Here is a 23,219-nt window from a genome sequence, read left to right as displayed (position 1 = left end):
GCACCGATCAAACGCAAACAAGAAAAACAAATCGTTGAAGGATTTATGTTGTGAATTTGTTCAAAACTAGCCTAATTGCCCTAACCTGTGGTGCATTAATGTCGTGTGCCACCCAAAGCACACTCGGTACAGGCCCTAGGGATGCCAGCCCATATATCAGCCAGTATCAGGCGAGTCTGCGATCGCAGATCATTTCTGATGTCCGCTATGAACTGGATTTTCAACTGACGGGTGAAACTGAATTCACCGCCAGCACTAAGGTCACTTTTCGCTTAAGCGAAGTGCCAAAACAACTGAGTTTAGATTTAAGCAAAGCACAAATAAAACGCTTTACTATCAACGGCACCGCAGTTTACCCCAACTACAATGGCGCCTATATCAACCTAAATCCACGTTTGCTCACCTCGGGCGAGAACACGGTGGAAGTACAATTTACCCGCGCACACAGCACCAATGGCGAAGGCTTACACCGTTTCCAAGATCCTGTCGATGGAAAGGTCTATCTTTATTCCCATTTTGAACCCGCGGCCGCCCAACAAATGTTCGCCGTATTTGACCAGCCCGATCTCAAAGCCAATTATCAAATTACCGTCACGGCCCCCAAAGATTGGCAAGTGATAAGCACGATGCGTGAAACTAACGTCACCCCAGCGGGCGCCTTTAATCGCTGGGAGTTTCCGCAAACCCCAAAATTAAGCCCGTATAATTTTTCTATGCATGCGGGGCCTTACCATATGTGGCAAGACAACTCTGGCCGCTATCCCATGCGATTATTTGCGAGGGAATCGGTTGCTAGCCAAGTGACACCAGAGGATTGGTTTACCTACACTAAGCAAGGGTTAACCTTCTTCGATAACTACTTTGGCATCCCTTATCCATTTAAAAAGTATGATCAACTTCTGGTACCTGATTTTCTCTACGGCGCAATGGAAAATGCAGGCGCGGTGACCTTTGCCGAAGGGCATTTCCTTTACAAAGCGGCGATGACAGCGGATCAAAAACAAAGCTTGGCTAGCGTTATCATGCACGAAATGGCACACCAATGGTTTGGCGATCTCGTCACCATGAAATGGTGGAATGGCCTGTGGTTAAACGAAAGCTTTGCTTCTTTTATGGGTATGCTCGCCACCCAAGAAGCCACAGAATTCACCAACACTTGGCGCAGTTTTTATGCTCAAGGTAAGCAAAAAGCCTATGAACAAGACAGCTTAGTCACCACACATCCCATTGAAGTCCCTGTGGCCACAACTCAAAACGCCTTCGACAATATCGATGCTATCACCTACCAAAAAGGTGCCTCAACCCTAAAACAATTACGCCATTTATTGGGTGATATGGTATTTCGACGTGGCGTGAGTAATTACTTAAAAGAGTACAGCTATCAAAATGCGCAACTAGACGATTTTATCAATAGCTTAGGTAAAGCTGCGGGTCGTGATTTAAAAGTATGGACACAGGAATGGCTCTATAGTGCAGGGGTTAATACCATCAAGGCAGACTATCGCTGCGAAGGTAATCGCATCAGCGAATTTAGTCTATTGCAGCTTCCAGCCAGCGCGGAACTGCCAACACTGCGTGAACAAAAGGTTCAGGTCGCTTTATTTACCCAAGGCCGATACGACCTCAGAAATGACATTACAATCCCCGTCACCTATAAAGGGGCTCGTACCGAAGTAAAACAACTGGTCGGCGAACGTTGTCCCGATTTAGTGTATCCAAACTTTGATGATTGGGGCTTTGTAAAAGTTGAGCTGGATGACAAGTCATTTACCACAGCAAAACAACAGCTAAGTAATGTGTCCGATCCCCTGCTACGCTCTATGCTCTGGCAGAGTCTCTGGGACAGTGTGCGCGAAGGCAACCTGAGCTTAGAGCAATACCTTAGCACAGTGTTTGTTAACGCACCTGCAGAAGCGGATTACACCGTTGTCGGTCAAATTATTTCGAGTCTATTGCGTTCAAAGGAATACCTAGCGCAAATCGCGCCTATTCAACAGAATTATGCCGAAAATGCCGTGAAAGGCTTAACTCAAATGAGCCTCAGAAAAACCATGGAAAGCAGAGGTGATAATGATTTCCAACGCCGTTGGTTCAATGCCTATATACAACTGGCAAGCGATCGCGATGCACTGCGCCATCTTGCTCAACTTTTGGATGGTACGGCAAAAATTAAAGGCATAACCCTGGATCAAGATTTACGCTGGGCAATTATTACTCAGCTTAATCGCTACGACTTCCCTAATGCCCTGCAACGTTTAACACAAGAAGCGGCAAAGGATAACTCAGACTCAGGCCAGAAAGCCGCCCTCGCAGCACAGGTGATCCGTCCAGAAGCGACTGCCAAACGTCGCTGGTTAAGTAAAATCCACTTAGATGCCTTACCTTTTGCTAAGCAGCGCATTGTGATGGAAAACTTGTATCCCGCAGAGCAAAAACTGCTCAGCGCCGCCAGTGCGGAAGAGCGCTTAGCAAGCCTTGGGGATATGGATAAAAAAGGCCCTGTCTTTATGCGTAGCTACAGTCATAACTTGATCCCGACCGACTGTAACTACACCAGTATTGCCGCATTGGATAAAGTGCTGGATAGCCAAACAGGTTTGACTAACCTCACCCGCCGTGCCTTGCTCGAAACCCGCCAAGCGGAACAGCGTTGTGTGTTAATCAAAAACAAAATGACCCATTGATCTCCATTAATTAAAGCACCATCAAGAGGCTCCTAGGAGCCTCTTTTTATACTTGCAGTAAAAGCACATCAGTACTTAAGCCAACATAAGACTAATAACCAGTACAGAGATCAAATAACCTTAGAATTATTTCGTTACCTATTAAGGCGTTGATAGTTTCAGCCGCTATACTCAATAGACGTTAGAGTGCTAACGAAATATTAAGGAATGAAATATGCGATCCACACTTAAAACTCGCCTACTTTTCAGTAGTCTCTCTGCCGTTTTGATAACTGTCGCTGTGTTAGTGAGTATTTCAAGTTACTTTATTCGCAATCATGCATTAGAAAATACCCGCCATGAAATCGATCAACTGGCAAACACTTTTGCCCAAGGTATTGGTTTATGGATGCAAGATAGAAAAACAGCCATTAATAGCCTTAAACAAACCATAGAGGCCGATCCCAGTGCTCAAGTGACGCCATATTTACTACAAGCCCACAATGCAATGGGGTTTGCGCTCACTTATTTTGGGGATGAACAAGGTAATATGTACCGCCAAGATCCTGCGCTCAATACCGCGAATTACGATCCTAGAATTCGTCCTTGGTATATGGACGCTAAAGCAGCCAATGCCATGGTGATGACGGCACCTTACGTCAGTGCAACCCTGAAAAAACAAGTGGTGACCATTGCAGAGCCCGTTATGGTATCAGGGCGACTTTTCGGTGTTGCCGCTGCGAACTTAACCATAGATCAGCTAACAGATGCTGTGCAGCGCTTACAAGTGCCAGGCAAGGGTTACACTGTCATGGTCGATAATGCAGGGCTGATTATTAGTCACCCCAATAGCCAGTTTAATACTCAACAACTCGATAAAATTGATAGCGATTTAACCACTGGCTGGTTATCGAAAAACTCAAATGCCAATACGATGGAAGAGCGCTACTTAGATGGCGCGACTAAACTCGTTTACGTTGCGACCGTACCTTCGACCAATTGGGCGCTGATTTTCGTGATGGATAAGCAAGAGATCATGTCACAGGCAACGTATCTCGCATGGTGGATGTCAGTCATGGGCATCGCACTCTTAGTTCTATTTGGTTTGATCTTAATCGCTATTTTTAAAATTCAATTTAAGGATCTTGAACGCGTTGCCCAAGCCCTCAATGACATTGCCGAAGGCGATGGTGACTTAACAGTGCGTATTCATACAGCCAATACTCACGATGAGATTGGCATGCTCGCATCGGGGTTTAATCGCTTTGTTGAGCGTCTGCACGGCATGATCTCCCGCATGCATAAAATTGCGGGCCAACTCGAATATCAGGCAAAAGGCAGTAGCACTTCAGCCACGGACAACAGTCAGCGTATCGAAGTGCAGCAGGATGAAGTGACTATGGTGGCAACTGCCGTCACTGAAATGGCAAGTGCGACCGAAGAGATTGCCAGCAATGCGGAACATACGGCGCAAACGGCGCAGAATGCGGTGAGTCTTTCTAATCATGGCCAAAAACAAGTGATGCAAAGCCAGCAATCCATTCGCAATTTAGCTAACGAGGTGGAAACTGCGGGCCGTATCATTGGTGAACTCAATGAGCACTCGCAGAAGATCAACAGTATTTTGTTAACTATCAGTGGCATTGCAGAGCAAACCAACCTGCTAGCCTTAAACGCGGCGATTGAAGCGGCACGAGCCGGCGAACAAGGCCGTGGCTTTGCCGTGGTTGCCGATGAAGTGCGCGTATTATCACAACGAACCCATTCATCAACCCAAGAAATTCAAGCCATGATCGAAACCCTACAACAAACCGCGGCCAAGGCAGTAAAATCGATGACACAAAGCCATGGAATGGCAGAAACCAGTGTTGCCGATGCCAATTCTGCCAGTGAAAGTCTGTTGCAGATCAGTAAAGCGATTAATGATATTTCAGATATGGCGAGCCAAATTGCGACTGCCGCAGAGGAACAAACTTCAGTAACCAGCGAGATAAATCGCAATACTGAATCCATCCGTGAAGTCTCTGAAAATCTGTCTATTGAGGCACAAACCTCTATGGTTCAGGCACAAGAGCTCGCCCATTTAGCGGCCTCGCTCCAACAGGAAGTGAATCGCTTTAAGTTATAAAAAGGGTTGCATCAACCCATAGCATAATGCCCGCTAATGTCAGTACATTAGCGGGCATTTCATTATTCACTAACCAATCATTTATCTTTTAAAATCAAAATTAGATTACTTTTTTAGCATCGGGCGGTTGATGCTCAAACAGGGGTAAAGGATCAACATGGATGGATCTTAAACCTTGATATCCCATCTCAATACGGTTGCCACCGTTCTTTTTGGCCTTATACATGGCCGCATCCGCACAGGAAATCAATTGCTTTTCATCGATGCCATGCTCTGGATACATAGCAATACCGATACTCGGTAATACTCGAACTTGCTGGTCAATAAGCTCAAAAGGTCGATTAAGCACTTGTAAGATCTTTTGGGCCGCTAATAGGGTATTTTCAACCGAATCAACCCTTTCTAGCAAAATTACAAATTCATCGCCCCCAAAGCGTGCGACAGTATCAGATGACCTCACACACCCAAGTATGCGCTGTGCTGTGATTTGTAATAATAAATCCCCAACATTATGCCCATAGGTATCATTCACCCACTTAAACTTATCTAGATCCAAATAAAGTAAGGAGAAATAACTTCCTTCTCGGTGAGCCCGAGATAACGCTTTCTGGAATCTGTCGTAAAACAACTCTCGATTCGGTAATTGAGTCAACTGATCATACAAAGCAATATGTTCTAAACGAGCCAGCATCTGCCGACGCTCTATCGCAAAGGCAATTTGTGTTGAAACAAACTCCACTAGCTCACAATCTTGGTATGTGTAGGGTGCTGAAGTCGGAGCGGTATGCATCATTAGGGCACCAATGACCCCCTTTTGCAGCTTAAGCGGCACGCCAAGCCAGCTTAAACGGCCATTACCCAGCTCGGTGCGGATCCCCTTTGGATACTCGTTTAAAGTAATGGGGCAAAGTAATATCGACTCCGCACTTTGGATCACTTGCTCTGTAAACACGCGAAAACTTTCAATATCTACAGCAGAGTTTTCTTGGGTAGTAACGCGATAGGGAAAACTTAATTCATGTAAATCTTGATCATAAAGTGCTATGGCAAAATTTGCTGCGGGGAGTAGCTTCGCCATAATTTGATGGATATGACGGTATAGTGCCAGTAAATCCTCAGTAACGTGCACCGCCTCTGAGATTTCATACAATGCAGCTTGTCTACGCTCAGCATTTTTTCTCTTAGTGATATCTCGAGCAACGGCTACACGCTGCTGGTGATCCTCAGACCAGCGAGCAGACCAAAGAATGTCTACTATCGAACCATCTTTTCGCACATAACGATTTTCAAAATCAACCTTAAAACGACCATCCATAATCTCTTTAGCGGTAGCTAATGTTCGCTCTCGATCCTCTGGTAATACAAGCTCTAGCATCTGCATACCAATCATTTCTTCTGGGGTATAACCAAAAATCCGCTCTGCACCAGCACTGACAAATTCAAACCTCCCTGTTTTATCGACAACACAGATCGCATCCAATAGCAGATCGATAAATTTACTCAGGGAAGTGTATTCATCGTTATTCACACAGTTCTCCAATTACATCCATAAAATAAGTGTATTTCAATTGGCTACAAAAACTAACAATGACATCAGCTTAGTTAAAAAACAGTATGTCGATGAACCAGATAATATCCGTTTCAGTATAGAGTGACTTATCATCTTTCTGCATGTTGCAACAAATAGTAACACACTAGTTAGAGTAGGTTAATTTGCTAAACCAATCCATCCCCTATCGGTTTTAGGGACATAATTCGCGTATTCTGTACAAATAAGATAGAGAGCTTACACAGAATTTAGTACAAAACGGCTGACATCAGCACAATACACGCCCTTTTTGGGTATGCTAAGTTGTATATACCCAGCGACCTCAAGAGGTAAGTTTCAATATATTGAGGTTGTTTAGGTATAAATAGACGATCAATCCATTTAGATGATGCAAGAGATTTACTATTGAATTCATTAACCTCACCGCTTTATCGCCCCAAACAGCTACGTCTTGGGCTAGCCATGTGGTCACATCAAAGTTGGCAAGAGAGTGTTTATGGCCGTGAAACCAAACAAGCGGAGCGGCTCGCTCGTTACGCAACTATATTCAATACTGTCGAAGGAAACACTAGCTTCTACGCGACACCCGCACCGCAAACCGTTTTAAATTGGCACAGCGCTACACCCGATGATTTTCGTTTTACGTTTAAATTGCCTCAAAGCATTACCCATCAGAAACAACTACAAGATTGTAACCAAGAGCTGAGTGATTTCTTTCGCATCATGGCGCCATTAATCGATAAAACCGGCATATGGAAAATCCAACTCCCCGCACACTTTGGCCCTGAACAGCTTCCAGTATTGGCACGGTTTTTAGATCAAGTTCCCCAGGGATTAACCTATGGCGTCGAAGTCAGGCATCTCGCATTTTTTGCCAAGGGTGATGCCGAGCGAGCACTGAATCGATTGTTAATAGATAAAAAAGTCAATCGCATTATTATGGATAGCCGACCAGTGTTCGCCCTACCGCCCTGTAATGAAGCCATTATTGATGCCCACAAGAAAAAACCACGAGTGCCTGTACACCCAATAGCCACGGCGAATAATCCGGTTGTGCGCTTTATCGGCCAAGCCGACGGTACAATAACGCAACTCACACAACAAGGAACCGCAGCTTTACCTAAGGATAACGATGCCTTTTTTACCCATTGGCTAGCCCAGCTCTCGCAGTGGTTAGAGGAAGGTCGAGAGCCCTATTTGTTTATTCATACTCCCGATAATCAAACCGCACCCGAACTCGCCATTCGCCTATATCAAAAGCTGCACAACCAAATTGCCGACCGAATTCAACTCGCCGACATCAAACTGCTTGAGAAAAAACCACCGGAAACAAGCACCCAAATGGGGTTAAATTGGTAAAGCCTCACAGTCAAAATGACAGTGAGGCTACTGAATATGCCCCCTAAAGAGAAGCAAATAAGTTATCCACTTGCTCAAAATCAAGTTGAGAGGCTTCAAATATGGACAACTTCCCATGGGAAACCGCAGGTGAATTCAACAAAGAACTGTAGGCTTGTAAAAACGAAGTCGGCCCTGTTGAAAAACGACAAATACCAGCCTTAAATAAAGCATCAATATCCATTTGCTCATTCAACAACATAAAATTCAATGGCATCCCCACAGCAGCGGACAATTGCTTAGCGATCGCGACAGTTGTTGCTCCGGGAATAAAGCCACCATCGGCACCCGCCGCCTGATACTGAGTTAATCGATTAATCGTCATAGCGACGGCAGCGTCACCACTGGCTAGACCCCGTAAATAAACATCGGTTCGAGCATTAATAAATAGCTCTTGGCAACTTGAGCATGCTCGAATAGCTTGGATTTTTGCAACCATCTCTGAAACAGGCGCCTCGCCATCCTCAATATTAATACCTGCCACACCAAGCTCTGCGAGCTGTGCTACAAAAGCAGCAACCTCATTAGGGTCTTGGCTGTAACCAGATTCAACATCTATCGTCACAGGTATTCGACTCACTCGCAGGATTTGGTTAACTACGCGCAATAATGCGTCTTTCGGTATTGCTTGCCCATCAACATATCCGAGCGACCACGCTAATGCTGCGCTACTGGTGGCTATCGCACGCACGCCAGATAATTGGATAATGGCTGCACTCGCAGCATCCCAAGCATTGGTTAAGATCAGAGGCTCTGATTGTTGGTGTAGTGCTTTGAAAAGTATCTTAGATTGTTCAGCCATCTTATTTCCTTGTTTGTATTGAAGGCTCAACTTTAACAAGATGACTTAGTTTATTATCGCGGTAAACGGCACTGAACCTTAATGGCAAAGTGGCCTTTCTAAGTGGATAGTGGCACTTGTCGTAATTAATACCAATCACATTAACCAAAGAGCGCATTAGCAAGGATAAACATCCCGCCGGAGAGCAGGATGGTAATCGGCAAGGTAAGCACCCAAGCAAGCATGATTTGCTTAATAGTCTGGCTTTGTAAGCCCGAACGATTCGCCACCATAGTGCCCGCCACTGCGGAAGATAAAATATGGGTCGTAGATACTGGCATACCTGTAAGACTCGCCACTCCGATGGATGCAGCAGCCGTCACTTGCGCCGCGATACCTTGACTGTAGGTCATGTCAGATGAACCAATCTTTTCGCCAACAGTATGCACAATTCGGCGCCAGCCCACTAAGGTACCGCAACCCAATGCGGTAGCAATCGCGATAATGACCCACAAGGGAGCATATTCAGTGATAATAGTCAGATCTTTACGCCACTTGGCGAGTAAGGTCAGCTCTTTTTTAGGCAGATCGAGCTTGGATACTTTACGGGCGGTATCGTCTATACATAGCAATAAACGGCGTACTTCGCGGCGCTCTCCTACCCCCATCTCTTTGAATGTCGGCACTTTGCCTAGATGACGATCAAGTTGCGACATTGCAGGTAACACTGTTTCTGCCGAACAATGGGTCAATATATTATCGGCAACATGGATATCTGCCTTAAAATCAACCAGCTCACCAATAGCGGTTCTATTACGATCATAAATAGCCATAATGCGTCGATTCGCATCCTGCGTTCTTTCTAAATCGTAGGGTTGGCTAGTCATATCGAGGGCAAAATATGCCGGAGCCATGCAGATCAGCACTAACATAACAAGGCCAATGCCCTTCTGCCCGTCGTTAGAACCATGGGCAAAACTGACACCCATGGCGGAGGCAATTAAGCTGACTCTCGCCCAAAATGGCGGATGCTTTTTGCCATTAATCTGCATTTGTTGATCGGGCGTACGGTGGATTTTATGCTTCTGCCAAATGTATTTCATGATCAGCATAAAAACCGCCGCCATCACGAAACCTAATGTGGGGGAAATGATCAAGGACAGCATGATCTGCGCGGCTTTAGTGGTGTTTATTCCTTGTAAGATAGGCTGTTCGTGTAGCCATGCAAATGCACCACCTACCCCCATTATCGAGCCTATCAAGGTATGGGAACTCGATGCCGGAATACCAAAATACCAAGTGCCTAAGTTCCAGATAATCGCCGAAACCAATAGGGAGAACACCATTAATAAACCTTGGGTGGAATCCATACCTAATAAGGAATCAACGGGTAACAAATGCACTATCGCATAGGCTACACCTAGGCCACCTAACAACACGCCGGCAAAATTAAAGAGTGCAGAGGTAACGACCGCAAGGTTAGCGGGCATAGCCTTGGTATAGATCACCGTCGCCACCGCATTTGCCGTATCATGGAAACCATTGATGAATTCGTATGCCAAGACAAACAGTACCGCTAGCACTAAACCGACAGCCCCAGCAAAACCTAACGTTGTGAACATTTCAAACATAAATAGCTAACCTATGACAAGGACGCCACAGGTTACGCCTAAATTACACGCTATTTACAGTGAAAAAATATTTAGATAATTAAACAGTGAATTAACCCTCAATAACACTTAACTGCTCTTGCAATTAAAGCCGTTTTATTTTCCTTCTATAATGCTTAATTGCACGAACAAAAACGCCAGCTAAGTTAGCTGGCGTTTTAGATTAATGACTTGCTAATAGGTTATTGCAGATGACCCGCATTGTGCAATTCACGATCATCCTTAGCTGGCGGATTCCACTGATACATCCAAGTCTCAGACAATGGCTGACCATCGACTTCCAAATAGACTCTCAGATTAATCGGCTCAGTACCCTCTCCTGGTGGCACTACGTCAAACATAGCGCGGTAACCATTAATCGAGGCTAAAGGACGTGCTGATTCAATTTCCACTCTGCCTTCAGATGCAGTGATCACAGCTTTAACTTGGGTGTCTTTACCTATCATAGGTAAAGTGCCGCCCGCGAAATCCACTACAAAACGCTTACTGTAGTATTTGCGTTTCTGACCAACTACGCCGCCAATCCCAGTGAAGGTATCAACAACACGAGCACGGGGTGATTGAACTGGTGGAATACCGCCCCAGTACATGTTGTAGCTATACAGCAGCTCTTGACCCGGAACAATTGGCTCAGCAGGATTCCAGAAAGCCACTATGTTATCGAAAGTTTCATCCAGTGTTGGTATTTCAACTAACTGAACCGAACCTTTGCCCCAACTGCTTGTAGGTTCAATCCATAGGCTTGGGCGTTTATCATAAAACACGCCATCGTCCTGATAGTGATCGAAGTTACGGTCACGTTGCAGTAAACCAAAACCTTTTGGATTTTCATCGCTATAGGCGTTGAAGCGCAAATTCTCAGGGTTGGCCAGCGGACGCCAAATCCACTCACCATTACCCGTGTGCATTGCTAAACCATCGGTATCATGGATTTCTGGGCGCCAGTCGTAACCAGTACGGCGATCGTTTTCACCCACCATGAACATACTGGTCAGTGGAGCCACCCCTAAACGTTCAATGGCTTTACGTGGATAAACGGCCACATCCACTTTCATTTTTAAACGTTCACCCGGCTCGATATCGAAACGGTAAGCCCCCGTCACACTCGGAGAGTCTAACAAGGCATACACTGTGGTGATATTCGATCCTGGCTTAGGCTTTTCTAACCAGAAGTTGGTAAATATCGGAAACTCTTCAGGTTTTGGCAGCGCAGTATCAACCGCTAAGCCACGAGCCGATAGACCGTATTGCATTTCTTGACCCACAGCGCGGAAGTAACTGGCGCCGAGGAAAGCAACAATGTCACGCTGCCAATCGGTATTAAATTGCATACGGAAACCAGCAAAACCAAGATCCTTAGGCAACTGACTGCCTTTGACCTTTGACTTGCCGTAATCGAACATAGATGGCGAATATTCGATTAACTTAGCCTTGCCTTCATTTAGCTCATAGATGTGTATTGGGGTATCGAAAAACAGCCCAAGATGAAACAGTTCGGCACGAAACTCCGAATCTTGATCGCGCCACAGTGCGGCTTTCTTCTTGAAGTGGAATTGTTGGTAATCATCCCAGCTCATGCCCTGAAGGCTTTTAGGCAATTCGCCTTTATGGCTCTCATAGGGTTGCGCAGCCATAGTACGGGCATGCCCCTTAAGCCAAGCATAGCTAAACTCTTCGCCCTCTTGCGGCGCGCTGGCCTTACCCGCTGCGCAGGCGGAAAGACTTAGCAATACACTACAGGTCAGCAATACACTGCCAACCATACGTTGCAAACGTCCACGGCTAGATTGAACTTCAACTGATGACGGCATAGCCATCAATTCACGGTTAACATTTCTTTGTTCGGGAAATAAATTGGGTTGCATAAGCAGGCTCTGAATTGGTGTAACTTCCTGACACTTCTCTGCATAAGCAATATGCAGTGACTGCCCTGTGGAGAACTGTTGATGACAATGGTAACCATACCTTTATCTCCATCAGTTCGCCAGAATCTAACATAATTTCAGCACAATGGAATACGGCACGGCGGCTATTTTCAATAGTGCCGCCAGTTTATGAAAATAGTATTAAAAAGGGCCACATTATGTGGCCCTTGATAAACACTTACTCACAAACTTAATTACTTCACATCTACGACCACTTTACGTCTGTTATGGGCAATGATAAGCGCCACTAGACAGATAACACCCACAGCAATTCCCACAGGCTGACTCAAGGACTGAGGTAAACCAAGCCCAATGCCCGCCGTTACAATATAGGAAATGGTCACAGAGGTTCCAGCAATCGCAGGCAAGCTCACTATCCAATGGAAAGTGCCTCTATCGAATAAATATTTAGTTGCTAGCCACAATACACTGGTCGATAACAGCATGTTTGAGAAGGCAAAGTAGCGCCAAATCAATGAGAAATCGATCTTAGTCATAAAGTAAGCAATGGTAAGGATAGGTACTGCAACTAATAAACGATTACGCATACTCTGCGGAATATTAAACGCATCAATAATCGTTAAACGTAATGATCTAAAAGCGGTATCACCCGAAGTAATGGGGAATACAGCTACGGCAATAATCGCCATCACGCCACCGAGTACACCAAGATATGTCGTCGCCACTTGGTTAACCACTAAGCCTGGGCCACCTTGATCGAGCAGACTCTTGAGTTCGACATACCCACCAGGGAAAGCTGCAATACCCGCAGTTGCCCAAACACATGCCACAATACCTTCAGCAACCATAGCGCCATAATAAACGGGACGAACATATTTCTCGTTTGTTAAACAACGGGCCATAATGGGTGCTTGAGTCGAATGGAAACCACTAATTGCACCACAGGTAATAGTCACAAATAGTAGTGGCCATACTGGTAAACCATCAGGGTTGGGCTCAAGTAAGTCATTGTTATAGTGACTATGGTCAAAATAAGCGAACACATCACCCATTTCTGGTAACTGCGGGGCATGGATCATCAGCGCAACCGCAATTGAAGTGGTCATAACGACCATTAACAAGCCAAATGCGGGATATAGCTTAGTAATGATTTTATCAATCGGCAGCATAGTAGCAAAAAAGTAATAAGCTAAAATGACTAATACCCAGAAGGTGTTATTGCCAAAAATAGTGTCTTTAAAATAATCGAGATTACTCAAAAGTCCCGCAGGACTCATGATAAACACCACCCCTACAAAGAACAGCAACATAGCGGTAAACAGCAGCATCACGCCTTTAAAATAAATATTAAAGTAATGACCAGCGATCTCCGGCAGACTCTTACCATCTTCTTTAATACTGAGGACACCCGAAAAATAATCGTGTACAGCCCCACCAATAATATTACCAAGCACAATCCAAACTAAGGCAATAGGACCATATAGTGCACCAAGAATAGGGCCAAAAATCGGTCCAACCCCGGCCACATTGAGGAACTGGATCAAAAACGCTTTGACAGGGTGAACAGGGACATAATCCACACCATCTTTAAATCTTGCTTGAGGAGTGAGCGCCTTAGGATCTATACCCGCTTGGCGTTCAACGAACGGACTGTAAAACTTGTATGCAAGCGCTAACAGCGCAAGACAGATGAAGAAAATTAACATTATTTAATTACCCATACTTTAGTGGGAGATGATTTGATAACGAGTTTCATTGAGTTCTGCCGTGAGGTCAAGCAACTAAGCATTAGACTAAGGTAGAGTTGCTAATACAAAATCAGCTTAACTTCAATTCAATCAAGGCTTGAGTATCTTCGCTTTCTTTGATTTGCTTACCCGTCAATACAAACCCCTGTCTAAGAAGTACCCGTAACGAGGCATGATTGTGCTTGGCAACATGGGCAAATAAAGGTCGAGCTGAAGTTAAGGGCAAAAATACCTTCAACGCCTGAGTCGCTATCCCCTTTCCCCAATACTCACGGCCTATCCAGTAACCGACTAGCGACTGACCGTTATATTGAAAACTCACGATATTACCGACGAGCACACCATTAACCATAATCGCGCGAGACAGCACTTGCTTGTTATACAGAATATTCTGTTGCCAATGCGTAAAAAATGCCTCGCGCTCCCGAGGTGGAAACTGAGCAAGTTGATGGGCGATGGGATCGCTTTGATGGCTAAAAAATACCTCAAGATCACTGATTTCGATGGCTCGCAGATTGACGCTTTGCGTTGTTACCGAATGCATTTCTGGATCCGTTTGTGCACTATCTCCCATTGCTTTACCTCCCTTTCTATCTCAATAAAAGACAGCATGCCACATTCTAGGTGATTAAGCTCAAGCAAAAAAATAGACGCATAACCGAGAATAAGTTAGCGTCCGAAGAGGCAAAATTGCCGAAATTGAGTTTTAAAATTGACAGACTAAATAAAAATCAGCGCAAAAACAGGCGCCCCTAATACCATAGCAATACCGATAAAGATCATGGTTAAACTGGCAATCACGCCCTCTTGCTGACCAAGCTCAGTCGCTTTAGCAGCGCCTGCACCATGGGCGGAAGCTCCCAGCGCAACGCCCTTACCTAAAGAGGTACGAATACGCATCAGTTTAAATAAGGGTTCGCACACTAACATCCCAATGATCCCAGTGATCAGTACCATCATAGCGGTCAGCTCTGGCACACCACCAAAGGCGCCCGTGGCTTCCATCGCAAAGGGCGTTGAGACCGAACGCACTAATAGACTTTTAGAAAGCTCCGCAGGTAGGGGAATAAATTTTACCAGTAACCAAGTTGATATCATTCCAAGGAATAATCCTGCAACAACACCAAGGGTGATAGTGAGTGGATACTGACAGATCAATTTGCGCTCACGGTAGATGGGCAATGCAAAGGCGATCGTTGCTGGGGCTAGCATCGCCATAAGCCAATGGGTGTATTCAAAATAGGTTGGTAGTGGAATATCTAGATTAAACACCAGCAAAATAATCATCACTGGCGCAAATAGGATTGGTGCTAACCACCATACTTTATGGCGCTTGTATAAACCTTTAGCCCCGAAATAACAAAATACAGTTAACAATAAACTGATTAAGGCTAAGCTGGTTTGTGACATTATAAAATCCATCACTTTTGAGTCAGCCATAACTAAGCCACCTTAACATGGCGACGAGCATGCTTTTTGATATTCAACTGACGTTCAAAACGAAACACCCTATCCACGACAAAACCCGTTCCCACCATCACGCATATACTCCCAATGACCAGAGTAAACATGATATTGACACCATACTGCTCAAACAGCCCTTCGTACTTGATAATCGATATCACAGGTGGAATAAAAAACAGTAATAACTCACCAATTAACCAAGCAGCACCAAGCTGTACTGCACGCTCAGGTATCAACTTTGATATTAGTAAAATCAGTAAGATACCTAATCCAAGCACACTACCAGGTATGGGTAAGTGCGCCCAAGTAGCAAACCAATGACAAACAAGAGACAGTAAACAAAAGAGGCCTATTTGAATTAACAGTAAAGCCCCATGACGACATCGACGTATTGCGGCTTGTAGGAATGGCATGATTTTCTCAACTAACACTAAATTTCTATAACGCTATTTTAGCGCTTGTCTATTTGATAAAAAAAATGAATATTAAGAATGTAATCCATGAATTTAACGAATGTAGTTAAGGATCAGGAACAATGGATCTTAAAGTTATCCGCTATTTTATTGAAATCGTCGATGCGGGTGGTTTCGGTAAAGCCTGCGAAAAAGTGCACCTAACTCAGCCAGCGCTTTCTAAAGCCGTGCGTCAGTTAGAGGAAGAACTCGATCTCACCTTGCTTGAACGTGGCAAACGTGGCACCCAAGTTAAACTCACCCCAGCAGGAGAAGTTGTCTATCGCCACGGAAAAGACTTACTCGATGGCCGCAAACGCATGTTAGCGGAGCTTGCAGCACAACGTAATTTAAGCGCAGGAGAGCTCAACCTCGGTTTAGCGCCTCTAGGCAGCGCCGAAATCTTTGCGCCTATCATTGCCAAATACCGCCAGCAATACCCGCAGATAGAAATGCACCTGCTAGTACGTGGTGGTGTAGAACAAACTTCGGCGATTCAAAAGGGCGAGATAGAACTGGCAACAGGTATTATTAACTTCGATGACGGCTATGATGGTATCCGTGTGTTTAACGACCCTATGGTTGTGGTACTGCCTAAGGAAAACCCATTAGCCTCCAGAGAGAGACTATTAATCACAGACTTAAGCCATGAACCCCAAGTCATGTTTGAAACCGAATATACACTTTATCAATTAGTCTTAAATGCTTGCCAAGCTGCGGGATTTACCCCAAAAAATATTACCCGAGTCAGCCAGGCAGATTTCGGTATTGCTTTGGTCGCGGCGGGAACGGGCATTATGGTGCTGCCACGCTCAATTGCGCGGCGCTACAGTATCCCAGGGGTAGTCAATATTCCCCTAGCGAGTGACGAATTACGCTGGGAACTATCACTCTTCTGGCGTAAGGAGCAAGTCCTATCCTTTGCAGCCCAAGCCATGATCAACTTGGTTAAGAAACATTTGGCTCGAAAATAATCCCTCACAAAAAGTATTCCCATCTCGTTTTATTTAGGCTAGGCCATTAGGGTACTACTTGCATAAATTCACTAAAAACTTAATAAAAGGCACCATCAAAACAGGTCTGTTTTTACCGCGATAAAAGATAAATATAGATAGAAAGACCTATCTCACCAAAGGCTAGATAAAAATGCTGAACTAAATAGTCGTTTGAAAAATATAAACTAAAACCAAGCCAACACTCGATAACAACCACTCAACCTCTAGAGTACAATTTAAATACAGCCTCTAGAGGCTAAACAGTTTCTACGATACTCTGATGGGGCACGCCTCTTAAAAAATGAATTTATAGTCACATTTAAAGCATAATTATTGACACAATAATGGCTTATGCCTATAGTCGCCACACTGCACACTAATAGTGAAATCGATAAGAGAGTCTTAAATGAAAAAATCCATGTTATTAGGCGGCCTGACATTAACTGCCACCTTGTTGTTAGCTGGATGCGGAAAAAGCGATGACGTATTAATCGTAGGTACTAACGCCTCCTTCCCTCCTTTTGAATATGTTGGCGGCCAAAGTGGTGATGAAATCAAAGGCTTTGATATCGATCTGGCCAAACAAATCGCCAAAGATGCGGGGAAAACACTGAAAGTCGAAAATATGAAATTCGATTCGCTGATCGTCGCACTTAATTCGGGCAAGATTGATTTTATCGCCTCTGGTATGACAATTACTGCCGAACGTCAGGCAAACGTAAACTTCTCTGACCCTTACTACGAAGCGACCCAAGTCGTGCTGGTTAATAAAGATAACGATAGTATTCATACGCTTGAAGATATTAAGGACAAACACTTTGCGGTGCAGTTAGGCACGACCGCCGATATTATGTCGAAAAAGTACACCCAGAATGTCACCGCCTTTAATACGGGGTTTGAAGCCATTATGGAGCTTAAAAATGCCAAGGTGGATTTAGTGTTATTCGATAGCGAACCTGCCGCTAACTATCTGGCTAAAAACCCTGAATTAAAACTGATTAAACTGGATTTTCCTGCTGAGTTTTATGGTTTTGCCGTGTCGAAAGAGCAGCCAGAACTGCTGGCGAGCATCAATAAAACACTGGCTAAAATGAAAGCCGACGGCCAATATCAGACGCTCGTTTCTGCCCATATAAAGTGATATCAGCATGATAGACGCAATTAATACCTCGCTGTTTAGCCCGATTGGCGAAGATGGCATGATAGGCATACTGCTGATATTAAATGGTTTGAAGGTGACATTAATCGTCACTTTCTTCGCCATGTTATTAGGCGCAGTGTTAGGCATTGGCACCACCTTTATGAAGATGTCGTCTAAGTGGTATATCCGCTTCCCCGCCAATCTTTATGTCGGTGTGATCCGTGGTACGCCTGTGGTCGTGCAGTTAGTGATCCTTTACTTTATCGTACTCTCAGCCTTAGATGTCGATAAGATCACCGCCGCCATTATCGCTTTTGGGCTCAATAGTGGTGCCTATATTTCTGAAATTATCCGCGCGGGTATTCAAGCCGTCGATAAAGGCCAAACCGAAGCGGCGCGTTCACTCGGTTTATCCCAAGCCATAACCATGAAGTCGATTATTCTGCCCCAAGCGATTAAGAATATTCTGCCTGCCCTTGGTAATGAATTTATCGTGCTGCTAAAAGAAACCGCCGTAATAGGCTTTATCGGTGGCGTCGACCTTATGCGCGCCGGTGAAATTATTCGTAGTCGGACCTTCGAGGACAGCGTGCCACTGTTTACCTGCGCCCTCATCTATCTATTCCTGACCTACAGCTTCACCTTTATGCTGTCGAAATTTGAAAAGAGGTTGAAACAAAGTGATTAAGATAACCAACCTGCATAAAAACTTCGGCGATAACCAAGTGCTTAAGGGGATTAACGAGCATATTCGTCAGGGTGAAGTGGTGAGCGTAATTGGCCCAAGCGGCAGTGGCAAGAGTACCTTTTTGCGCTGTATCAATCTGTTAGAGCAGCCAAGCCAAGGCGATATCGAGATTGAAGGTCAATCCATTACTGCGCCAGGCGCTTGTGTGGATAAGTTGCGCCAAAAAGTGGGCATGGTGTTTCAAAACTTTAACCTGTTCCCACATAAAACGGTCATTCAAAACATTACCTTAGCGCCCATTAGTCTAAAACTGATGACGCCAGCTCAGGCAGAGGAAAAAGCCCTCGCCCTGCTCGCTCAAGTGGGATTAAGTGATAAGGCTAACGCCTATCCCGCCAGTTTATCGGGGGGCCAAAAGCAAAGGGTCGCCATTGCCCGCGCATTAGCGATGGAGCCAGACTTGATGTTGTTTGATGAGCCCACATCGGCACTCGATCCAGAAATGGTCGGCGATGTGCTCGACGTGATGAAAGACTTAGCGCTCAAGGGCATGACCATGGTCATTGTCACCCACGAAATGGGATTCGCAAAGGATGTATCCGATCGAGTGATCTTTATGGATGGCGGTTATGTGGTTGAATCGAGCCCACCCGATGAACTATTTAGCCACCCCAAAGAAGCCCGCACCCAAGCGTTTTTAAGCAAAGTGTTGCGCTAGTTTAAGCCGATTAAGTTCAATCCCTCACGCTCACTGTCGTTACCTTTATAAGTATATACAGTGAGCGAAGGATTCAAATTGAGGCACCAAGGTTGAGGGTCTATAACAAAAACCAAATTAGACGAGTCAGGATACAAGCATCTTTCACAACACAATAATAATTATATCTTTGAATTAACAGGAATTGAACAAAAGCTAAATAGCCTTTTATCTGTTCAGGAAGTTTATTGTCATTGTTTCTCCAGCGACACGCCGTGTATATGTCCTTATAGGCTCGACGGCGACATCCATGTCGCCAACGGTCACTGGTGCCCCAATGCCAATTTAACTACCAGTTTTGCTATATGTACGTAAAAAGCTAAGGGACGTGCGACGTGAAGTCGTATGAAGCGCTGTTCACCGCTTAACGAGTGAACCATCTGTATCACCAGATGAACCTAGGAGCCTGAATAAAGTAGCGGCTCTGACAATGTAACGAAGATTGGTCTTTGACCAATCGGGATATGAACCGCGAGGGGATGATCCTCCTGATAACCACAAATCGGGTGAGTGCTAGGTAATCAGTATGATGAATGTAAGTGAATCCGCGTAAGGTGCGTTATGCGATGAAACAGCGGAAGTGGTTAACACGCTGTAGCCAAAAGGCACGAGAGTCGGAAAGAGATTGTCCCATGCTCTTTCGTGATCATTGTACTCTCCGCACCATAGCGGGCATCTAACCTGACATTGCGTAACATCAGGAATACAGCCATGCCTGCTGAAAGATGTAGGAATGCTCGTGCGGCCTTTAGAATCCACATAATGCTTTACTTGTCCGCGAAATAAATACCCGTTGTTATATTTTGAAAAATGAGTCTCTAGCTCATCCACGCTTTTAATAAAAGTAGGCATAGAACTCAACCTCCACGGCCTAACGATTAAGCTAAGGGGCGGGCTTTAGCCCGTCCCAGCGAACGAAGTGAGCGATTTGAGCGCATTGTTAGCGGTCTACACCAAAGTCTTGATGAAGCTTGGCAAGGTCATTCCATTCGTTATCTTCGTAGAAGTTTATTTCGATGGGGTAAGCCGGATGGCCATGCAAGGCGTGATTGAAGTTGACCATAAAGTGTTCGCGATCAGCTATGTAAAAAGCGAACTCCTTCAGATTGTTTCCTGTCGCAGAGTAGACATCAAGGTAAAGTGTTTCTCTCCCGTCTATTGTTTCGAGAGCATCTTCGAGCTTGACATTGCCTGATTGATTATTTTTGGAGGCATGCCGTTATTTTCTGAACCATCATATTTCCAAGATATAACGGTGAGCCAAGGTAGTTTTTGACGGATGCTTGCAGGCGGAGCGGTGTTGATAAATTTATAAACAACCGGTTTGCCTTGGATTTTCGCCTCTCCAACTGACCAAGTGTCTTCAGCAAATGCCATACAAGATGCTCCGAATGCGAATATTAGTGCTAAGAGGATGCGCATAACTTCTTAAGACCGCTAACGCCTCAATCAGCCGACGCGTCAGCGGTCGGCTGCATTGAATTGTTAGCTGCTGATTGTTCATGAAGTTTCGGAGCTAGCTGGCGCAAATGATAGAAATATTCAACGGCTTCCTTCATAGACGGAAGCGCATAGTCGGAATCATGAGTTAGCTCATTTCTTCTATTTGTGAGTTCACTGACTAAGTTAAGAACGCCTTGTTCGATACGACCTTCCCACGCTTTGCATCTCTTCTTATTAAATGGCCCGTCAAAATTAATTAAGAACTCTTTAAATAATTCGAACTGCTCAATAATTGCGAGCTTCGCGATTACTGGCTCAACTCTTGAGTCATGTATGTCTTTAGGTGGAAGAGGAATTTGAACGCCTCCATTTTCGGATTTTGCTGGATTTGGACCCATCACAATTCCAGCGACAGCACCAAACTCGTCACTTGTTCTGAAGCAATAAGGATGGCTTCTATCTAATTGCTTCTGGTTTGCACCAGATGATAAATATGGTCCTTCTTTCCATGCATCATTGTCTTCGCCAACGCAGTGCCAATCAGCCATTTTTTCAGCTGCTCTTGCATGATCGAAGGTTAAGCATGCGGCCAACATAGCCTTACCTGATTTATCTAAGTAATCTTCCATAACTATCCTTGCGGCTAACGCTCAAAGCAGCTGCGCGGTACGCGTCGGCTGGCTTTGCTTGTTAGCAGCCCAAACCGAACTTGCGCGGCTTGCCGCACTGGCAAACCTGAGCAACGGCACGGCTGCTGTTATTAAAAACTACACCGGCCAGCTGCGATACGGCGAGCCAACCGGAACCTTTAAAACTGTTAAGCGAAGCCACGAAGAACAACGCTACCGCTACAACCGTTTGCAGCAAACCTGCAAACAGATGAACTTTACCTTTTGGCGCCGTCGCTAAGAACACGAAACGCGAGCAAAGCCGGAATAAAACTACTGACTAAAACCGTTAAAGCCCGAACACCTGCTAACGCTTCAATAACCGGCGCAGCTTTGCTGCGTCCGGCGCTGAAGGCGCGAAGTTGATTGACTTGTTAGGGTTACCTTAACCACTAAATTCGACAGAGCATGCGAACTCATTATGCCTTCGATAATTTAAATTTTTTATTTCCTCTTCGGGAATATTCGTATTTCTAAGGTCAAAATTCAATTCACTGGTTACAACGGCAATTGTATTTCCTTCGTATGACTGAGATATTAGAAAATATTTATAAAAATTAGGGGTGTATGATGTAATGCGCTGCTTGTAAACTAAATATGAGTATGACTTTTTATTTTCACAGTTTAAGACGGACTCAAACAATTTTTCGGCTTTACTCCCCCAACGCTCCTCAGTTGAGGAAATTACACGAGAAAGGTTATCGCTTTTCACAAGTGAAAACATTTCGTCATTTAGTGTTCTCTTATTAAGAAGCTGAACAATTTCTACGGAATAAAAGTGGCTATCATATGGCGTTTTAAAGCTAACCAATCTGGAGTTTTGATCTGGATGCTGTTCTGAATGCTCTTTAACCACGGTATATGTCCATTCACCTCTTTCTTCGCTAGCTGGTGCTACTACTTTCAATACGCTATCTGGAGAGGAGTACTTTCTGCCATCCAACTTACCATCTAAAATTTTAGGCGCTGGCAATAACCCTCCTATGGTTCCTCCAGCGCAAGCAGTAAGAAGAATTGATAATAAGACAATACTTAATTTTTTCTTCATGACTTTCCTTGTAGCCCTAACGATTAAGCTAAGGGGCCGCGGTACGCGGTCCCAGCGAACGAAGTGAGCGCTTTGAGCGACTTGTTAGGCATGCGGTGATTGGCCTTCTGCTTCAGAGGTTATAACCCCAGGATCTGTGCATCGTTTTACAGACAGGTGGAGCACCAGAAATGTTGAAGGTGGATTTATGCCGCCCTCCATTCTTTGCTTTTCCGTTGCAGCAAATACAAAGAAACCCCTGGACGATAGTTCTTTAATTTGCTCGTCAAGCTCTTTTGCGGCGCGTATTCGCTCAATTAGTTCTAGCTCGCTAGCAATATCGCCCCAATCAGATACGTTCTGAATGAAACCGCCTACCAAATCGACTTCTTCATTGTTAAGATCGTCGCTGTAATCGGAGTATGTGCCATGGCATGCCATGGCGAGATTCAGTATTTCTTTACCTGAGTAAATAACTGGGAGCTGAGTTGGTATTTCGGTTTTAATTCGCCGAATCCTGACTGGGGAGTTTTGGGGCTGATCATTTAGCTTGTCTGCAACCCATTTTTCATGATTCGACTTTATACTGTGAAGCAAGCTTGCTGTGTATGTTTCTTCTTGGTCGTCAATCATTTTATGGTGAACTCGGCATAACGTAACCGTCTAGCGAACCACACCTCGCATCATTAATCTGCCTATTTGAAAATACCTGCTCAATGATAAATTTGGAGCAGGTGATGAAAACATACAGAACAACTACT

General features: G+C 44.8%; 21 protein-coding genes. 8 read left to right on the top strand and 13 right to left on the bottom strand.

Going from position 1 to position 23,219, the window contains the following annotated elements:
* Positions 1-50: 50 nt before the first annotated feature.
* Together pepN and L2744_RS16650 are read left to right on the top strand one after the other, a co-directional pair.
* Positions 51-2,684: an aminopeptidase N gene (pepN, locus tag L2744_RS16655; protein WP_248992981.1), complete on the top strand. Its 2,634-nt coding sequence runs from the start codon at positions 51-53 to the stop codon at positions 2,682-2,684.
* 214 nt (positions 2,685-2,898) lie between these two features.
* Positions 2,899-4,791, top strand: a complete 1,893-nt coding sequence (locus L2744_RS16650; RefSeq protein ID WP_248992980.1) for a methyl-accepting chemotaxis protein — start codon at positions 2,899-2,901, stop codon at positions 4,789-4,791.
* 100 nt (positions 4,792-4,891) lie between these two features.
* Here L2744_RS16650 and L2744_RS16645 read toward each other — a convergent pair whose 3' ends face one another.
* A complete protein-coding gene (locus tag L2744_RS16645) occupies positions 4,892-6,319 on the bottom strand; it encodes a sensor domain-containing protein (protein ID WP_248992979.1) in 1,428 nt (475 codons plus the stop codon).
* A 426-nt stretch (positions 6,320-6,745) separates the two neighbouring features.
* Here L2744_RS16645 and L2744_RS16640 point away from each other — a divergent pair, with 426 nt between their 5' ends.
* Positions 6,746-7,699: a DUF72 domain-containing protein gene (locus L2744_RS16640; RefSeq protein ID WP_512700983.1), complete on the top strand. Its 954-nt coding sequence runs from the start codon at positions 6,746-6,748 to the stop codon at positions 7,697-7,699.
* Between the two features lie 43 nt (positions 7,700-7,742).
* Here L2744_RS16640 and L2744_RS16635 read toward each other — a convergent pair whose 3' ends face one another.
* The 7 genes from L2744_RS16635 to L2744_RS16605 all read right to left on the bottom strand — a co-directional run bounded on the left by L2744_RS16635 (position 7,743) and on the right by L2744_RS16605 (position 15,700).
* Entirely contained in the window at positions 7,743-8,540 is a 798-nt protein-coding gene (locus L2744_RS16635) for an isocitrate lyase/PEP mutase family protein (protein WP_248992978.1), read from the bottom strand.
* Positions 8,541-8,680: 140 nt separating this feature from the next.
* A complete protein-coding gene (locus tag L2744_RS16630; RefSeq protein ID WP_248992977.1) occupies positions 8,681-10,150 on the bottom strand; it encodes an inorganic phosphate transporter in 1,470 nt (489 codons plus the stop codon).
* A 221-nt stretch (positions 10,151-10,371) separates the two neighbouring features.
* Entirely contained in the window at positions 10,372-12,054 is a 1,683-nt protein-coding gene (locus L2744_RS16625) for an OpgD/OpgG family glucan biosynthesis protein (protein WP_248992976.1), read from the bottom strand.
* A 254-nt stretch (positions 12,055-12,308) separates the two neighbouring features.
* Positions 12,309-13,781: a carbon starvation CstA family protein gene (locus tag L2744_RS16620; protein WP_248992975.1), complete on the bottom strand. Its 1,473-nt coding sequence runs from the start codon at positions 13,779-13,781 to the stop codon at positions 12,309-12,311.
* 112 nt (positions 13,782-13,893) lie between these two features.
* Positions 13,894-14,397, bottom strand: a complete 504-nt coding sequence (locus L2744_RS16615; protein WP_248992974.1) for a GNAT family N-acetyltransferase — start codon at positions 14,395-14,397, stop codon at positions 13,894-13,896.
* A gap of 146 nt (positions 14,398-14,543) precedes the next feature.
* A complete protein-coding gene (locus tag L2744_RS16610; RefSeq protein ID WP_248992973.1) occupies positions 14,544-15,263 on the bottom strand; it encodes an LrgB family protein in 720 nt (239 codons plus the stop codon).
* Positions 15,264-15,265: 2 nt separating this feature from the next.
* Positions 15,266-15,700 carry a CidA/LrgA family protein gene (locus tag L2744_RS16605; RefSeq protein ID WP_248992972.1) on the bottom strand — a complete coding sequence of 145 codons (435 nt, stop codon included), beginning with the start codon at positions 15,698-15,700 and terminating at the stop codon, positions 15,266-15,268.
* 122 nt (positions 15,701-15,822) lie between these two features.
* On the opposite strand from L2744_RS16605, the gene L2744_RS16600 reads away from it, so the two are divergent.
* From L2744_RS16600 to L2744_RS16585, 4 genes are all read left to right on the top strand, one after another.
* Positions 15,823-16,713 (top strand): LysR family transcriptional regulator, encoded by an 891-nt coding sequence (locus tag L2744_RS16600; protein ID WP_248992971.1) that lies wholly within the window; start codon positions 15,823-15,825, stop codon positions 16,711-16,713.
* 427 nt (positions 16,714-17,140) lie between these two features.
* Entirely contained in the window at positions 17,141-17,875 is a 735-nt protein-coding gene (locus L2744_RS16595) for a basic amino acid ABC transporter substrate-binding protein (RefSeq protein WP_248992970.1), read from the top strand.
* Positions 17,876-17,882: 7 nt separating this feature from the next.
* Positions 17,883-18,563, top strand: coding sequence for an amino acid ABC transporter permease (locus L2744_RS16590; protein WP_011919874.1), 681 nt, complete (start codon positions 17,883-17,885; stop codon positions 18,561-18,563).
* Complete coding sequence (locus L2744_RS16585; RefSeq protein WP_248992969.1) at positions 18,556-19,281, top strand: amino acid ABC transporter ATP-binding protein; 726 nt, start codon at positions 18,556-18,558, stop codon at positions 19,279-19,281. Before L2744_RS16590 ends, L2744_RS16585 begins: the two co-directional genes overlap by 8 nt.
* Positions 19,282-20,260: 979 nt before the next feature.
* On the opposite strand, the gene L2744_RS21740 is transcribed toward L2744_RS16585, so the two are convergent.
* The 3 genes from L2744_RS21740 to L2744_RS16575 form a co-directional block, all read right to left on the bottom strand.
* Positions 20,261-20,479, bottom strand: a complete 219-nt coding sequence (locus L2744_RS21740; protein ID WP_376711953.1) for a DUF695 domain-containing protein — start codon at positions 20,477-20,479, stop codon at positions 20,261-20,263.
* Complete coding sequence (locus L2744_RS16580) at positions 20,476-20,697, bottom strand: hypothetical protein (RefSeq protein ID WP_248992968.1); 222 nt, start codon at positions 20,695-20,697, stop codon at positions 20,476-20,478. The genes L2744_RS21740 and L2744_RS16580 overlap by 4 nt, the downstream gene beginning before the upstream one ends.
* A gap of 68 nt (positions 20,698-20,765) precedes the next feature.
* Positions 20,766-21,392: a hypothetical protein gene (locus L2744_RS16575; RefSeq protein ID WP_248992967.1), complete on the bottom strand. Its 627-nt coding sequence runs from the start codon at positions 21,390-21,392 to the stop codon at positions 20,766-20,768.
* Positions 21,393-21,450: 58 nt separating this feature from the next.
* Here L2744_RS16575 and L2744_RS16570 point away from each other — a divergent pair, with 58 nt between their 5' ends.
* A complete protein-coding gene (locus L2744_RS16570; protein ID WP_248992966.1) occupies positions 21,451-21,672 on the top strand; it encodes a hypothetical protein in 222 nt (73 codons plus the stop codon).
* A 144-nt stretch (positions 21,673-21,816) separates the two neighbouring features.
* On the opposite strand, the gene L2744_RS16565 is transcribed toward L2744_RS16570, so the two are convergent.
* The gene (locus L2744_RS16565; protein WP_248992965.1) at positions 21,817-22,479 is read right to left on the bottom strand and encodes a hypothetical protein; all 663 of its coding nucleotides are present in this window, start codon (positions 22,477-22,479) and stop codon (positions 21,817-21,819) included.
* Positions 22,480-22,563: 84 nt separating this feature from the next.
* Positions 22,564-23,091, bottom strand: coding sequence for a hypothetical protein (locus L2744_RS16560; RefSeq protein WP_248992964.1), 528 nt, complete (start codon positions 23,089-23,091; stop codon positions 22,564-22,566).
* Positions 23,092-23,219 lie beyond the last annotated feature (128 nt).

This window comes from Shewanella profunda (genome assembly GCF_023283765.1).
In the GTDB taxonomy this organism is placed as follows: Bacteria; Pseudomonadota; Gammaproteobacteria; order Enterobacterales; family Shewanellaceae; genus Shewanella; species Shewanella profunda.
The sequence above is the reverse complement of the archived record's forward strand: the minus strand, read 5'-3'. Positions and strand labels throughout refer to the sequence as shown.

Excerpts from the sequence above, each read along its gene's own strand:
- L2744_RS16650 (WP_248992980.1), top strand. The coding sequence starts at position 2,899 with ATGCGATCCACACTTAAAACTCGCCTACTTTTCAGTAGTCTCTCTGCC.
- L2744_RS16635 (WP_248992978.1), bottom strand. The coding sequence starts at position 8,540 with ATGGCTGAACAATCTAAGATACTTTTCAAAGCACTACACCAACAATCA.
- L2744_RS16630 (WP_248992977.1), bottom strand. The coding sequence starts at position 10,150 with ATGTTTGAAATGTTCACAACGTTAGGTTTTGCTGGGGCTGTCGGTTTA.
- L2744_RS16625 (WP_248992976.1), bottom strand. The coding sequence starts at position 12,054 with ATGCAACCCAATTTATTTCCCGAACAAAGAAATGTTAACCGTGAATTG.
- L2744_RS16620 (WP_248992975.1), bottom strand. The coding sequence starts at position 13,781 with ATGTTAATTTTCTTCATCTGTCTTGCGCTGTTAGCGCTTGCATACAAG.
- L2744_RS16615 (WP_248992974.1), bottom strand. The coding sequence starts at position 14,397 with ATGGGAGATAGTGCACAAACGGATCCAGAAATGCATTCGGTAACAACG.
- L2744_RS16610 (WP_248992973.1), bottom strand. The coding sequence starts at position 15,263 with ATGGCTGACTCAAAAGTGATGGATTTTATAATGTCACAAACCAGCTTA.
- L2744_RS16605 (WP_248992972.1), bottom strand. The coding sequence starts at position 15,700 with ATGCCATTCCTACAAGCCGCAATACGTCGATGTCGTCATGGGGCTTTA.
- L2744_RS16600 (WP_248992971.1), top strand. The coding sequence starts at position 15,823 with ATGGATCTTAAAGTTATCCGCTATTTTATTGAAATCGTCGATGCGGGT.
- L2744_RS16595 (WP_248992970.1), top strand. The coding sequence starts at position 17,141 with ATGAAAAAATCCATGTTATTAGGCGGCCTGACATTAACTGCCACCTTG.
- L2744_RS16590 (WP_011919874.1), top strand. The coding sequence starts at position 17,883 with ATGATAGACGCAATTAATACCTCGCTGTTTAGCCCGATTGGCGAAGAT.
- L2744_RS16580 (WP_248992968.1), bottom strand. The coding sequence starts at position 20,697 with ATGGCATTTGCTGAAGACACTTGGTCAGTTGGAGAGGCGAAAATCCAA.
- L2744_RS16575 (WP_248992967.1), bottom strand. The coding sequence starts at position 21,392 with ATGGAAGATTACTTAGATAAATCAGGTAAGGCTATGTTGGCCGCATGC.
- L2744_RS16565 (WP_248992965.1), bottom strand. The coding sequence starts at position 22,479 with ATGAAGAAAAAATTAAGTATTGTCTTATTATCAATTCTTCTTACTGCT.
- L2744_RS16560 (WP_248992964.1), bottom strand. The coding sequence starts at position 23,091 with ATGATTGACGACCAAGAAGAAACATACACAGCAAGCTTGCTTCACAGT.